The sequence below is a fragment of the Pantoea sp. USMM079 genome, from assembly GCF_037153115.1.
GTDB lineage: Bacteria > Pseudomonadota > Gammaproteobacteria > Enterobacterales > Enterobacteriaceae > Pantoea > Pantoea communis.
On record NZ_JBBCKX010000008.1, the window covers coordinates 63,718 to 77,974 of the forward strand.

Here is a 14,257-nt window from a genome sequence, read left to right on the forward strand (position 1 = left end):
GTGGCTTCTCTTAATGGCTCGTTGGTGACGTTGGACGAGGACGGCGCACCAGCGCCACACCTGCACCCACCAGCGCGCCAATGACGCCCCACATGATCATCATAAACACTCGGCGCGGACTGTCGCGCGACACCGGCTCTTCAGGCGTACGCAGATAGCGGTAAGTCTGGAAGGGCTTATCCAACTGCGCGCCTGCCTGCAACGTGCCCAGCATCGCTCTATTCTGATCATAGCTCAAATCGTAAGCGGGCCCGCTGGCCTGCAATGTATCGAGCTGAGCCTGCAGCATTTGCTGCCCGAGCAGGAAGCGATCGCTGTCAGGCAGCGCTTCGCCAATGGCCGGTGCACGGTTTTCTTTGATGCCCTGCTGACTAGCAACCTTTAAGGCCTGTTCAATACGTTGGCGCTGGCGATCAAACACCGCCTGTGCCACTTCCTGCTGACGGGTAACCTGCGCTTGCAGCTGCGCGCTGCGCGCCTGCCATGCCCCCTTCAATTCCGCATTCAAATGGCGCGCCGCGCGTTCGCTGGCATAGGCGATATATTGGCGCAGCAGGTTATTCGCGTCGCCAGCGGTTTCGGCAATCAGCTTAATGTTATCCAGCGTGTTATGCGCCGCATCCGCTGGTGTGAACTGGATATTGGTAATCAAATCATCCAGCAGTGCGGCATCTTTATGCGCGTTGCCACTTTTGCGGCTTTTAAAGTAATCGGTCTGCTGCCAGAAATCACGGCGCGTGTCCCAGGAGGCCAACTGCATAGTGAATTCCTGATAGACCTCATCCATCACGGTGGGTGCGGGCGTGTTGAGATTGAGCGTGTTGTTACGCACATCAAGATTATTCAGGAATTGCTGCTGCACGAAGAAGTCACCCAGCATGTTAACCGTTGGACGATCGGTAACGGCGGTGGTGCTCCATGCCTGTTTCATCAGCATCGAGGCGAGCCACGCCAGTAAGGCAAACAGCAGCGCAAAGCCGATGATCCAGCGCTTACCGCGCCACAGCGTGCAGCCAAGGCCGCGCACATCCAGTTCGTTCTCCACAACGACAGAGGTCATAACAAAAGTCCTTATCGGGGTACTGATCGGGGTAATTTATTTTTTATCTTCGCCACTGCTTTGCCAGCGGCGTTTAATACGACGGATTTTGCGCGCCACACGCCAGGCGTGTTTCAGGCAATAGCCGTAAAGGAAAAAGGCCATCAGGAACAGCACCAGCATCACCCACTCGGGGATGAAGGCAAGGTATTCGCCCAGAACACCAATACCGGCCAACAGCGCTGCAGCCACGGTAATCAGCACAAAGGCCTGACGCGAAGTGAAACCGGCACGCATGATCAAATGGTGAATGTGCTGGCGGTCAGCTGAAAACGGACTCATCCCCTTACGCAGGCGGCGATACATAATCGCCACCATGTCCATCAGCGGAATGGCGATCAGCCACAGTGCCGTGACCGGCGTAATCGGATGGCTCAGACCCTGGGTGGTTTCCAGCAGGATCCAGATAATGGTGAAGCCAATCATGGTGCTGCCGGCGTCGCCCATAAACACTTTGTAGCGGCGACCAATCAGACCCAGATTGAGCAAAATATAGGGGATGGTGGCGGCGATCATGGCGAAACACCACATCGCAAGACTGGTTTGCCCGTCGAAAAAGAGGATGATGCCCATGGCGGCAAAGGTCACACTGGCCAGCCCACCCAGTAAGCCATCAATGCCATCCACCATGTTAAAGGCGTTAATGGCCGCCCAAACGGCGAACAGTGTAAGTACATAGCCAAATGGTCCAACAACCAATTCCACCGGACCAATGATAAATCCGAGGCTCAGCAGATACAGTTTTGAGCCGACCATCATCACGATGGCCACCGCCGCTTGTACTAATGCGCGGATTTTAACGCTGATATCGAACCGATCGTCCAGTGCACCCACCAGCACCAGCACCCCTGCGCAACTTAAATAGAGTGCCGCATGGGGTAAATAATAATCTGAAATAGCGAAAGCAAAGCAAATCCCCGCATAAACGGAGATCCCACCCACTAACGGAATGGCGCCATGGTGTCGTTTTCTTGAATTAGGTGTGTCTACCAGCCCAATTTTTTTAGCGGCTTTACGGGCAAAAAATAGGAACACTAAAGTAAACAGAAAAACAAAACCAAGCTCAGTACTCATAGTGAGTAAATTCACGTTAACGCTCTCAGCTAAAATCATCGACAACAATAAGCAAGATTCTTGCCATTGCCGTATATCCTTTGTCCGAATTCTGCCTGAGAAAAGTCTGATTGCTGAAAAAACCAGCACCTTTCTGGCACAATCATTATATTTCTTCCTGACTGGGCTAATCCTAATGCCCATAAATGAAAAACGCCACGTTAAGACGTGGCGTTAGCAATAAATCCTGGCAAATTGTGCGACCGAATCGCTTCGCTTAGCGATTCAATATCGCCAACTTACGAACGCTTCATCATATCGAAGAATTCGTCGTTGGTTTTGGTCATCGCCAGTTTATTGATGAGGAACTCCATCGCGTCAATTTCACCCATTGGATGGATGATTTTGCGCAGGATCCACATTTTCTGCAGCTCTTCCTGCGTGGTGAGGAGTTCTTCTTTACGGGTACCGGAGCGGTTGTAATCAATCGCTGGGAAGACACGTTTTTCAGCAATTTTACGCGACAGGTGCAGTTCCATGTTACCTGTACCTTTAAATTCTTCGTAAATCACTTCGTCCATCTTCGAACCGGTATCAACCAGCGCAGTCGCGATGATGGTCAGGCTGCCGCCCTCTTCCACGTTACGTGCTGCACCGAAGAAACGCTTCGGACGATGCAGGGCGTTGGCGTCCACACCACCGGTCAATACTTTACCGGAAGCCGGTACCACGGTGTTGTAAGCACGCGCCAGACGGGTGATGGAGTCAAGCAGAATAATAACGTCTTTCTTGTGCTCGACCAGGCGCTTAGCCTTCTCGATCACCATCTCAGCGACCTGAACGTGGCGTGAAGCCGGTTCGTCGAAGGTGGATGCGATGACTTCGCCTTTCACCAGACGCTGCATCTCGGTCACTTCTTCCGGACGCTCGTCAATCAGCAGCACCATCAGCACGCAATCCGGATAGTTGTACGCAATGCTCTGTGCGATGTTCTGCAGCAGCATGGTTTTACCGGCTTTCGGTGGTGCCACGATCAGACCACGCTGACCGCGACCGATCGGCGATGCCAGATCCAGTACGCGAGCGGTCAAATCTTCGGTTGAGCCATTACCGCGCTCCATACGCAGACGATTGTTTGCGTGCAGTGGCGTGAGGTTTTCGAACAGAATCTTATTACGCGCGTTTTCCGGCTTGTCGTAGTTAACTTCGTTAACTTTCAACAGCGCAAAGTAACGTTCACCCTCTTTTGGCGGGCGAATTTTACCAGAAATGGTGTCACCAGTGCGGAGGTTGAAGCGGCGGATTTGGCTGGGAGAAACGTAGATATCATCGGGACCGGCGAGGTAGGAGCTGTCTCCAGAGCGGAGGAAACCAAATCCGTCCTGCAATATCTCCAGCACACCATCACCAAAGATGTCTTCGCCACTTTTCGCATGCTGTTTAAGGATAGAGAAAATAATATCCTGTTTACGCATACGTGCCTGGTTTTCCAGACCCATATTTTCGCCGAGGGTAATCAGCTCAGAAACCGGCGTGTTCTTTAATTCGGTAAGATTCATAGTGAGGGTTCTTAAACTCGGGGTAATTCTCGAAATGATTGTCGTGGGTGGTATGGCAAAAATTCCATGCCGTTAATGGCTCTTTTTCAACTCTGCTCGACGATTATCGTCTGATGTGGCGATAGGAAACGAAGAGATGGTCGAAAGGTGATGCCGAATGTGCTAGTCATCAGATTGCCAAACCACGATAACGTTCAATGCGAGCAGGGTCTGACAAGGGAAAACTTTAGATGCAAACTACAAGGTAAGTGCGTAATGCAGTGAGGTCAACTTAACACGCCTGAAGGGAGACGTCCAGCAGTGGCGAAAAAATTCACCACTGCGGAACAACACCGCGCCGGGCTTAGGCCAGGTTAGCGTTCAGGAACTCTTTCAGCTGGCCTTTAGACAAGGCGCCTACTTTGGTCGCAGCCACTTCACCGTTCTTGAACAGCAGCAGTGTCGGGATACCACGAATGCCATATTTAGGCGCAGTGCCCGGGTTGTCATCAATGTTCAATTTGGCGATGGTAAGCTTACCGTCGTACTCTTCTGCGACTTCGTCGAGAATTGGGGCGATCATTTTGCAAGGACCACACCATTCAGCCCAGAAATCTACCAGAGTGACACCGTCGGCTTTCAGCACGTCAGTGTCGAAACTGTCATCGGTCAAGTGAACGATTTTATCGCTGCTCATGTTTAACTCCAAAGATTGTGCCTGGCGAATTGGCGTAAAATATACCAACGTAGGTTGACTTTATTTCATCGGATACGCTTTCGTAAAGCGCTAGTAAGCTGATATTCTACCACACTATGAGCAAAACACACTTAACTGAACAGAAGTTTTCCGACTTCGCCCTGCACCCACAGGTGGTTGAAGCCCTTGATACCAAAGGCTTTTCTAACTGCACGCCTATTCAGGCGTTGGCACTGCCTTTTGCGCTTTCAGGGCGTGATGTTGCGGGTCAGGCGCAAACCGGTACCGGCAAAACGATGGCGTTCCTGACGTCAACGTTTCATCATCTTCTTTCTCATCCAGCCGCTGAAGGCCGCCAGATTAATCAGCCACGTGCGCTGATCATGGCCCCTACGCGTGAACTTGCTGTGCAGATCCATGCCGATGCAGAGCCACTGTCGAAAGTCACGGGTCTGAAACTGGGTCTGGCTTATGGCGGTGACGGCTACGACAAACAGCTGAAAGTGTTGGCCGATGGCGTCGATATCCTGGTGGGCACCACCGGTCGCCTCATCGACTATGCGAAACAAAATCACATCAACCTCGGCGCCATTCAGGTCGTGGTTCTGGATGAAGCCGATCGCATGTTCGATCTTGGCTTTATTAAAGATATCCGTTGGTTGTTCCGCCGCATGCCGCCGGCCACCCAGCGTCTGAGCATGTTGTTCTCGGCGACCCTCTCTTACCGCGTACGTGAACTGGCGTTCGAACATATGAACAACGCTGAATACGTGGAAGTGGAACCGGAGCAGAAAACCGGCCACCGCATCAAAGAAGAACTTTTCTACCCTTCGAATGAAGAGAAGATGCGTCTGCTGCAAACCTTGATCGAAGAAGAGTGGCCCGACCGCGCCATCATCTTCGCCAACACCAAACACCGCTGTGAAGATATCTGGGGCCATCTGGCCGCGGACGGTCATCGTGTAGGTCTGCTGACGGGCGATGTGGCACAGAAAAAACGTCTGCGTATTCTGGATGATTTTACCAAAGGTGATGTGGATATTCTGGTCGCGACTGACGTTGCGGCGCGAGGTCTGCACATTCCTGCAGTGACCCACGTGTTCAACTACGATCTGCCTGACGACCGTGAAGACTACGTGCATCGCATCGGTCGTACCGGCCGCGCGGGTGCCAGCGGACACTCCATCAGCCTGGCGTGCGAAGAGTACGCACTGAACCTGCCAGCGATTGAAGAGTACATTGGTCACGGTATTCCGGTGAGTAAGTACAGCAGTGAAGCACTGATGAGTGAGCTGCCTCCGCCGAAACGTCTGCAGCGCAGCCGTTCTGGAAACGGCCCACGCCGTGGCGGGAACAACAGCAACCGTCGTAGCGGCGCGCCGCGCAATAACAACCGTAAACGTTCGAGTTAAGCACACCATGCTGAGCGCATCGTCACTTTATGCTGCGATTGATTTAGGCTCTAACAGCTTTCATATGTTGGTGGTGCGCGAAGTGTCCGGCAGTATTCAGACCATTGCGCGTATAAAGCGTAAGGTACGTCTGGCTGCCGGTCTGGACAAAGCCAATCACCTCTCCGCCGAGGCGATGCAGCGTGGCTGGCAATGTCTGAAACTCTTCTCTGAACAGCTGCAAGATATTCCTCCCGAGCAAATCCGCGTGGTCGCCACGGCTACGCTGCGTATTGCTGAAAATGCCCAGGACTTCCTGACTCACGCCGAAGAAATCCTTGGCTGCCCGGTGAATGTCATCAGCGGCGAGGAAGAAGCACGCCTGATTTATCAAGGTGTTGCCCACACTACCGGAGGCTCTGATCAGCGCCTGGTGGTGGATATCGGCGGCGGCAGCACCGAGCTGGTCACCGGCGAGGGTTCGCACGCGACCACGTTGTTTAGTTTGTCGATGGGCTGCGTCACCTGGCTGGAACGCTACTTTGGCGATCGTCACCTGGCGAAAGAGAATTTCGAGCAGGCTGAATTAGCGGCCCGTGACATGATTCGTCCGGTCGCGGCGGCACTGCGCGAAAAAGGCTGGCAGATCTGCGTCGGTGCTTCTGGCACCGTGCAGGCACTGCAGGAAATTATGGTTGCGCAGGGCATGGATGAACGCATCACCCTGAGCAAGCTGCAGCAGCTAAAACAGCGTGCGATTCAGTGCGGCAAGCTGGAAGAGCTGGAAATCGAAGGATTGACACTCGAGCGCGCGCTGGTATTTCCGAGCGGCCTGTCGATTCTGATCGCTATCTTCCATGAACTAAGCATCGACAGCATGACGCTGGCCGGTGGCGCACTGCGTGAGGGGTTGGTGTACGGCATGCTGCATCTGCCGATTGACCGCGACATTCGTAGCCGCACGTTGCAAAACGTCCAGCGCCGCTTCTCTATCGATGTGGAGCAGGCAAGCCGCGTGCGTCAGCTGGCTGAAAGCTTTTTCCGCCAGGTGAGCACTGCCTGGAAGCTGGATAACCGATGTCGCGATCTGCTGCTGAGCGCCTGTTCAATTCACGAAATAGGCCTGAGCGTCGATTTCCGCCAGGCACCCCAGCACGCCGCTTACCTGATTCGCCATCTCGATCTTCCTGGTTTTACGCCCGCACAAAAAAAAATGCTCGCCTGCCTGCTGCAGAATCAGAGTGGCAGTATCGATCTCGCTTTACTGACGCAGCAGAACGCTGTGCCACCACGTATGGCGGAACGCTTAAGCCGTTTACTGCGTCTGGCGATTATTTTCTCCAGCCGTCGTCGCGATGACACGCTGCCTGCGGTTCGTTTACAGGCGGATGATGATGCGCTGCACCTGACACTCCCTGCTGGCTGGCTGGATGCGCATCCGCTGCGTGCCGAGTTGCTGGAACAAGAGAGTCATTACCAGTCTTATGTGCACTGGTTGCTGACTATCTCTTAATTAAACCTGCTGCGCTTGCTGATGCTGCGTTGAAAAGCTCCCGTTAAATGCTCATTGACGGCATGTGAACTCCGCTTTGCCGGGAACTTTTCGTCTTGCCTCCGCTACGCTCGCAACGGTTCTCGCTACAGGCCTGGCCTGAACGAACGGCGGGGGATTTACCCCTTCTTCGCATTCTCCAGCATCGCACGTAAACCCGCGACGCGCGTCTGCCCGGTTTTCACCCGCTCCTCGGCGCTGATCACTTTTTTCTCGCGTTCCCACACCACATCATCCTGCGGCAGCTCCATCAGGAAGCGGCTCGGTTCCGGACGCACCAGTTCGCCATACTGACGACGTTCACGGCACAGGGTAAAGGTCAGCTCTTTTTGCGCGCGGGTAATGCCCACATAGGCCAGACGGCGTTCCTCTTCGATGTTGTTCTCATCAATGCTGCTCTGATGCGGTAACAACCCCTCTTCCATACCGACCAGATAAACATACGGGAACTCCAACCCTTTGGAGGCGTGCAAGGTCATCAGCTGCACCTGATCGCTCTCCTCATCGCTCTCGCCGCGTTCCATCATGTCGCGCAGCGTAAAGCGCGTCACCACCTGCGCCAACGTCATCGGCTCATTCAGCTCATCGCCCTCCAGCATCTCCGTCATCCACTGGAACAGCGTATTGACGTTTTTCATGCGCATCTCAGCGGCTTTGGGGCTGGGCGAGGTCTCAAACAACCAGCTTTCATAATCGACACCGCGAATCAGATCGCGTACCGCATTCACTGGCTCGCGCTCCGTCAGTTGAATAATCTCGTTAAGCCATTGGGTAAAGCGCTGCAGATGCTCCAGACCGCGCCCGCTCAGCGTCTGTTCCAGCCCCATATCGAAGCTGGCATTGAACAGACTTTTATTGCGCAGGTTGGCCCATTCACCCAGCTTTTGCAGCGTGGCGGGGCCAATTTCACGACGCGGCGTGTTAACGATACGCAGGAAAGCGCTGTCGTCTTCCTGATTGGTCAGTACACGCAGATAAGCCAGCAAATCTTTAATTTCCGGCCGCGAGAAGAACGAGGTGCCACCAGAGATGCGATAAGGAATACGGTTCTGCATCAGCTGCTTTTCAAAGACGCGTGACTGATGGTTGCCGCGATAGAGAATTGCATAATCTTTATAGGCGGTTTTATTAACGAAGTGATGAGCAATCAACTCACCGGCGACCCTTTCGGCCTCATGATCTTCATTGTTGGCACTCAGCACCTTCAGCTCGCTGCCCTCACCCAGCTCGGAGAACAGGCGCTTCTCAAACACATGCGGATTATTGGCAATCAGGATGTTAGCTGACTTCAGAATGCGCTGAGTTGAGCGATAGTTCTGCTCCAGTTTCACCACTTCCAGCGTCGGGAAATCCTCTTTCAGCAGCACCAGGTTTTGCGGTCGTGCGCCACGCCAGGAGTAAATTGACTGGTCATCATCACCGACCACGGTGAAACGCGCCCGCGCGCCCACCAGCAGTTTCACCAGCTCATACTGGCTGGTGTTGGTATCCTGATACTCATCCACCAATAAATAGCGAATACGCTGCTGCCAGCGCTCGCGCACTTCCTGATTGCGTTGCAGCAACAGCGTCGGCAGCGCAATCAAATCGTCGAAATCCAGTACGTTGCAGGATTTCAGATGCTGGTCGTACAGCTGATAGCAGTGGGCAAAAATCTGGTCGCGCTGGGATTTAGCCAGGCCAGCCGCACCCTGCGGATCGACCAGATCATTCTTCCAGTTGGAGATAGTGGAAATCAGCTGCTGCAACAGCGTTTTGTCTTCCTCCAGCCACTGTTTAGTGAGGTCTTTCAACAGCGCCAGCTGATCTTGATCGTCGAATAGCGAGAAGCTCGCTTTCATGCCCAACGCTTTGTATTCACGTTTGATGATCTCCAGTCCCAACGTATGGAAGGTGGAGATCATCAGGCCGCGCGCCTCTTTGCGCCCGAGGGTTTGCGCGACACGCTCCTTCATCTCACGCGAGGCTTTATTGGTGAAGGTCACCGCGGCGATATGGCGCGCCTGATAGCCACACTCGCGGATCAAGTGGGCGATTTTATTGGTGATGACGCGGGTCTTACCCGAGCCTGCACCGGCCAGCACCAGGCAGGGACCGGTGACAAATTCGACAGCACGTTGTTGGCCGGGGTTTAAACGCATAACGGAATATCACTCAACTAATGAAAAGGAGATCCCCTGACGATTTCGCATGGCAGGAATATGGACAGGTGAGCGACTCCCGGAAACTGACTCAATCAGTCACCGTATCAAGCATACGCAGCCAACGCACCTGCAATTTGAAGTAGGACGGGGATATAATGCGCCGAACATTATACATACATACAGAGACACCAACATGGCGAAAACCGCGGCAGCTTTGCACATCCTCGTCAAGGATGAAGCGCAGGCCAAATCCCTGCTGGCCCAGCTGGAAAAGGGCGCAAACTTCCAGCAGCTGGCAAAAAAACACTCCACCTGTCCATCGGGACGTAACGGCGGCGATCTGGGTGAATTCCGTAAAGGCCAGATGGTGCCCGCCTTTGATAAGGCGGTGTTCTCCTGCCCGCTATTGCAACCTTATGGGCCGGTGAAAACCGCCTTTGGTTATCACATCATCAAAGTACTGTGGCGCAACTGATCACTTTTTACTTTTCATCTGCTGCAACACGTTGCTGCACTGGTTGGCATCTGTATCACTGGGTGAAATCAGTGCCAGCAGTGCGGCGGCCGGCGCCACTACTGCGCCCAGCGCCACCGCAGCAGCGCCACGTGCGATCAGCGGCCCGGCTTTCACTCCCGCATCCGGATTTTTGAAGGTGCCACGCACATACAGTGGCGATCGCAAGGTGATGATACGAATGCCTTTGCTCTCTGGATTAATGGATAAGTCCAGCCTTTCATTGGCAAAGTTAACGTTGCCGGTGACATTAATCACCGCATTCTCCGTATCCAGCACAAACACTTTCGGCGTGGCGAGACCCTGACGGATATTGAGATCGGTGGCGGCACAGTTGATGCGCACCTCATCATCGCCAAACAGTTTGCCGACCACATAGTTACCGACATTCAGGCCGGCAATTTCCATCAGACTACGGCTGATCAATCCGTCATTCATCAGCAGTTTCAGCTCGCCGTTGCTGGTCCCCAGAATATCCGCCACCGAGTTGCCGGTACCGCTCAGGCTGGCATCGCCGTTTAACTGACCCAGGCTACGCTGCATCGCCGTGACATTCGGGAACAGCTGACGCAGTTGCAGCTTACGCGCATGCAAATCCGCGCGACCGCGCATCGGGCTTTTATCCCCTTCCAGATGAATGGTGGAGTTGATACTACCGCCCGCCATGCCGAAGCGCAGCGGATCGAGCAGCAGGTCACCGTTTTTCAACTGCAGATGGGTATAAAGGTCGCTAAGCGGCAGCTTGCTGCTGTGTTCGATGCGTTTTCCGCTGAATTTCACATCCGCATCCATCACGTCCCAGCTTTTGGTATCAAACTTGTCATGTGGCAGAACGCGATCGGCCGGTTGCGTCGAAGCGTCACCACGCTGGGCTTTAGCCTGCTGGGTTTTCTCACTGCCCTTGCCCGAATTTACGCCAATCAGCGGGCCTAAATCCGCCATGCGCAACTGGTTCGAGGTTAATTCTCCGGTCAACGTTGGGCGCGGTTTCACCTGGTGATAAGCCAGCGAGCCGTGAATATCGCTATCGCCAATATGCCCATTGAAGTTTTCGTAACGGAACAGCGGCCCTTTCTCTTCATTGAAGCGCGCGATCAAATGGCCGTCAGTTTCGTACGGCGGCGTATCAGGCAGCAGCACGCCGGTTAAACCGTACAGATTCGCCAGCGTATCGCCAGCAAAGCGCAGACGCACATCCAGCCCGCCGAGATTTAAAGGATCCTGCAACGTCCCGTCAACGCGCACGCGCGTGGTGCCGTTGCGCACATCCACCTGCAGTGGGAACGGTGTGGTTTTGCTGCGCAACGAGAGCATGCCGCCGATCTTGCCGTCGCCAGTCAGTTTCTGATCGTTGTATGTCCCCTCCGCCTGCCAGCCAAAGACAAAATCGCCCGCGCCTTTCTGCTGGTCGTTACCGCCCGCTACCTGCGCGTAAGGCACCGGTTTGCCCAGTGGATTAAGGGTGACGGTCACATCGGCTTTATTGATGGCATCGCGATAGCGAATCTGACCTTTGTCGAACAGAATATTATCGAGGCGGAAAGACCAGGCAGAAGGCGGCGCATTGGCATCGCTGTTCTCGCTGCTGGCTAAGTTGAAGGTCCAGTTATTCTTTTTATCCGCCGTCTGCACCAGCCGCGCATCGGGCAGCTGCATTTTAATCCACGGCAAATAAACCTGTTTATGCAGGAGCGCCAGCGGCGCAAGCGTAGCTTCAACGCGCTGCAAATGCACCATGGTGACATCGGGAATATTCGGCGGATTGCCCAGCATAATGTCATCAGCATGCACCTGCGGCCACGGCACCCAACTGCGCCAACCGGGTTCTTCGCGATTGCGCACCCAGGCAACACCCAGATCACCCCGAATGGCGAAAGGCCGGTTTAACTCAGTGGAGACTTTTTGGTTGATGGTTGGCTTCAGGCGGTTCCAGTCAAACGTGGCGATAATCACCACCACCACCACAACCAACAACAATAAAATCCCGAAAACCCAACTCAGGACTTTTCCCGTACGTGACATTCTGCTTCCTCCTTGCCCTCAACGTCTCACATAACTGTAGTCGAGACGTTGCGGATCGGGATCAGGGAAGCTCGAGCGCCAGGGATTCCAGCGTGCTGAAGGGAACAGGCCGCGAGAAGAAATAGCCTTGTGCCGCCATTGCAGGTGAATTGCGTACCTGCTGCCACTCCTCTTCGGTCTCCACGCCTTCAACAATAACGCCGTTGCAATAGCGATTGATCAACGCCAGTAGCATGGAGAACAGCGAGCGGCCTTCATCGGTAGAGCGCAGCAGCATGAACAGTTCGCGCGACAGTTTAATGTAGTCATAGCGCAGCTCAGTCAGCGCAGAGAAGTTTGCCATGCCTGATCCAAAGTCATCGAGCCACAGCGGGCCCAGTTCAGGCATCTTCGCCACCATCTCTTCCTGCGGCAATGCGTGGTGCTCCGTGAGTTCAAATCGCACCCAGGGGAGTTGCGTAATCAACTGGCGGATATCGTCATGCTGCTCAATGGCTAACAGCGTCGGACCATCAATATTCACCGAGGCCACCAGCTGACGCTGACTGAAAAAGTGTGACCACTGTAATAACAGCTCAAGCTGTTCCTCGACGACATCAAGGCGCTGCGCGATAGTCAGCGCATCAAAATAGGTTTCGGGCGACAACCTTTTCTCTGGTGCGGAGGGGTGTGTCACCGCAGTCAGTAATTCAATAGCCAGTAAACGGCCGGAGACCTGGTAAATCGGCTGGAAAGTATAGAATCGTTGGCACTGCTGCCAGAAGAAACGCGTTTCCTGTTGTTGCTCCAGTTCAATTGAAATAGGCAGCCGATGACTTAAATTGTTCATCACCATGGTTTTTTCCTGGTAGGTGGTGGGTGCCTGCAAATTGTTTCTCAGCGGCAAGTATCGGCGAGTAACACGATAACTTTATTGGTCTCAGCCACCTCACGAGCAGTTGAGTGTATCAGCGCGTTTCAGGCTTAATCGGCAAAACAAGCGGCGCTTTGTCCGTTAAATCGCCGTGGAAAGTGGGTGCAGGCACCTTAAGTTAAATTAAAACATCGTTTTAAAAACCATTGACAGCTGCCATACCAGACGCGAGACTCGAGGGCAGAATTCACTACAGGCCGAAGACCATGACGCAGAAGAACATTGCCATCATTGGCGAATGCATGATTGAGCTGTCCGAAAAAGGTGAGAACATCAAACGTGGTTTTGGCGGCGACACGCTAAACACGGCGGTTTATCTGGCACGCCAGTCAGATAGCCAGCAGTTGCGGGTGGACTATGTCACCGCGCTGGGCACCGACAGTTTCAGTGACCAGATGATCGCTGCCTGGCAGCAGGAGCAGGTTCACACCCAGCTCATTCAGCGCCTCGACAATAAAATGCCGGGCCTCTACTTCATTGAAACCGACGAACACGGCGAGCGCACCTTCTGGTATTGGCGCAATGATGCCGCTGCGCGCTTCTGGCTGGATGGCCCAGAGTCTGACGCGATTTGCGCCCAGTTGGCCCACTACGATTACCTCTATCTCAGCGGTATAAGCCTGGCGATTCTGCCGGCCACCAGCCGAGAGAAACTGATGGCACTACTCAGCGCCTGTCGCCAAAACGGTGGCAAGGTCATTTTCGATAACAATTACCGTCCACGTCTGTGGGCAGACAAATCCAGCGCGCAACAGGCTTATGCCGAGATGCTGCATCACACCGATATCGCCTTCCTGACGCTGGATGATGAGCACCTGCTGTGGGGTGAACAGCCGCTGGACGCAGTGATTGCACGCACGCGCGAAGCCGGTGTGCAGGAAATTGCCATCAAACGCGGTGCCGATTCCTGTTTAGTAGCGATAGGCGATGAGCCGCTGCGTGAAGTGCCCGCCATCAAGCTGGCAAAAGAGAAGGTGATCGACACCACGGCCGCAGGCGACTCTTTCAGCGCCGGTTATCTGGCCGTACGTTTAGCCGGAGGGAGGGCAGAATATGCGGCCGCGCGCGGTCATCTCACCGCCAGCACGGTGATCCAGCATCGCGGAGCCATTATCCCTTTAAGCGCTATGCCGCAATAACCCTCCTTTCAGCATTTCCCAACGGCGCTATTTCAGGCACGACGCCTGGCGCCGCTGGATATCCGTTGGCACGATACATGGCGCCAATCGTTCACTTTGCCGCTGTTGATTTGATAATCACGACTTACACAATGCACAGGATAATTTGCCTTAAATCCCGAGATTACACTGTGAATTTTAACTAACCTCGCCAGC

General features: G+C 54.0%; 11 protein-coding genes. 4 read left to right on the forward strand and 7 right to left on the reverse strand.

The features are described from left to right. Positions 1 to 10: 10 nt before the first annotated feature. The 4 genes from wzzE to trxA form a co-directional block, all read right to left on the reverse strand. Positions 11 to 1,060, reverse strand: a complete 1,050-nt coding sequence (gene wzzE / locus WFP70_RS13475) for an ECA polysaccharide chain length modulation protein (protein WP_337023600.1) — start codon at positions 1,058 to 1,060, stop codon at positions 11 to 13. A gap of 36 nt (positions 1,061 to 1,096) precedes the next feature. Beyond that, positions 1,097 to 2,173 (reverse strand): UDP-N-acetylglucosamine--undecaprenyl-phosphate N-acetylglucosaminephosphotransferase, encoded by a 1,077-nt coding sequence (gene wecA, locus WFP70_RS13480; RefSeq protein ID WP_034827962.1) that lies wholly within the window; start codon positions 2,171 to 2,173, stop codon positions 1,097 to 1,099. 278 nt (positions 2,174 to 2,451) lie between these two features. Continuing rightward, the gene (rho, locus tag WFP70_RS13485; protein WP_034827837.1) at positions 2,452 to 3,711 is read right to left on the reverse strand and encodes a transcription termination factor Rho; all 1,260 of its coding nucleotides are present in this window, start codon (positions 3,709 to 3,711) and stop codon (positions 2,452 to 2,454) included. Between the two features lie 343 nt (positions 3,712 to 4,054). Next, a complete protein-coding gene (gene trxA, locus WFP70_RS13490) occupies positions 4,055 to 4,387 on the reverse strand; it encodes a thioredoxin TrxA (protein ID WP_003851963.1) in 333 nt (110 codons plus the stop codon). A 116-nt stretch (positions 4,388 to 4,503) separates the two neighbouring features. Here trxA and rhlB point away from each other — a divergent pair, with 116 nt between their 5' ends. Together rhlB and gppA are read left to right on the forward strand one after the other, a co-directional pair. Beyond that, on the forward strand, positions 4,504 to 5,799 hold the full coding sequence (rhlB, locus tag WFP70_RS13495; protein ID WP_038643814.1) for an ATP-dependent RNA helicase RhlB: 1,296 nt from the start codon (positions 4,504 to 4,506) through the stop codon (positions 5,797 to 5,799). Between the two features lie 7 nt (positions 5,800 to 5,806). After that, positions 5,807 to 7,291: a guanosine-5'-triphosphate,3'-diphosphate diphosphatase gene (gene gppA, locus WFP70_RS13500; RefSeq protein WP_034827830.1), complete on the forward strand. Its 1,485-nt coding sequence runs from the start codon at positions 5,807 to 5,809 to the stop codon at positions 7,289 to 7,291. Between the two features lie 158 nt (positions 7,292 to 7,449). On the opposite strand, the gene rep is transcribed toward gppA, so the two are convergent. After that, a complete protein-coding gene (gene rep / locus WFP70_RS13505) occupies positions 7,450 to 9,471 on the reverse strand; it encodes a DNA helicase Rep (RefSeq protein WP_160868691.1) in 2,022 nt (673 codons plus the stop codon). Between the two features lie 196 nt (positions 9,472 to 9,667). Here rep and ppiC point away from each other — a divergent pair, with 196 nt between their 5' ends. Continuing rightward, entirely contained in the window at positions 9,668 to 9,949 is a 282-nt protein-coding gene (gene ppiC, locus WFP70_RS13510; protein ID WP_034827827.1) for a peptidylprolyl isomerase PpiC, read from the forward strand. On the opposite strand, the gene WFP70_RS13515 is transcribed toward ppiC, so the two are convergent. Together WFP70_RS13515 and pdeH are read right to left on the reverse strand one after the other, a co-directional pair. Further along, positions 9,950 to 12,010, reverse strand: coding sequence for an AsmA family protein (locus WFP70_RS13515; protein ID WP_337023599.1), 2,061 nt, complete (start codon positions 12,008 to 12,010; stop codon positions 9,950 to 9,952). Positions 12,011 to 12,071: 61 nt separating this feature from the next. Beyond that, positions 12,072 to 12,845 (reverse strand): cyclic-guanylate-specific phosphodiesterase, encoded by a 774-nt coding sequence (gene pdeH / locus WFP70_RS13520; protein WP_038643818.1) that lies wholly within the window; start codon positions 12,843 to 12,845, stop codon positions 12,072 to 12,074. 284 nt (positions 12,846 to 13,129) lie between these two features. On the opposite strand from pdeH, the gene WFP70_RS13525 reads away from it, so the two are divergent. After that, positions 13,130 to 14,062: a sugar kinase gene (locus WFP70_RS13525; RefSeq protein ID WP_337023598.1), complete on the forward strand. Its 933-nt coding sequence runs from the start codon at positions 13,130 to 13,132 to the stop codon at positions 14,060 to 14,062. The last annotated feature ends 195 nt before the right edge of the window (positions 14,063 to 14,257 follow it).

Coding starts and splice junctions, on each gene's coding strand:
- rep (WP_160868691.1), bottom strand. CDS start 9,471: ATGCGTTTAAACCCCGGCCAACAACGTGCTGTCGAATTTGTCACCGGT.
- wecA (WP_034827962.1), bottom strand. CDS start 2,173: ATGAGTACTGAGCTTGGTTTTGTTTTTCTGTTTACTTTAGTGTTCCTA.
- trxA (WP_003851963.1), bottom strand. CDS start 4,387: ATGAGCAGCGATAAAATCGTTCACTTGACCGATGACAGTTTCGACACT.
- WFP70_RS13515 (WP_337023599.1), bottom strand. CDS start 12,010: ATGTCACGTACGGGAAAAGTCCTGAGTTGGGTTTTCGGGATTTTATTG.
- pdeH (WP_038643818.1), bottom strand. CDS start 12,845: ATGGTGATGAACAATTTAAGTCATCGGCTGCCTATTTCAATTGAACTG.
- ppiC (WP_034827827.1), top strand. CDS start 9,668: ATGGCGAAAACCGCGGCAGCTTTGCACATCCTCGTCAAGGATGAAGCG.
- gppA (WP_034827830.1), top strand. CDS start 5,807: ATGCTGAGCGCATCGTCACTTTATGCTGCGATTGATTTAGGCTCTAAC.
- rhlB (WP_038643814.1), top strand. CDS start 4,504: ATGAGCAAAACACACTTAACTGAACAGAAGTTTTCCGACTTCGCCCTG.
- WFP70_RS13525 (WP_337023598.1), top strand. CDS start 13,130: ATGACGCAGAAGAACATTGCCATCATTGGCGAATGCATGATTGAGCTG.
- rho (WP_034827837.1), bottom strand. CDS start 3,711: ATGAATCTTACCGAATTAAAGAACACGCCGGTTTCTGAGCTGATTACC.
- wzzE (WP_337023600.1), bottom strand. CDS start 1,060: ATGACCTCTGTCGTTGTGGAGAACGAACTGGATGTGCGCGGCCTTGGC.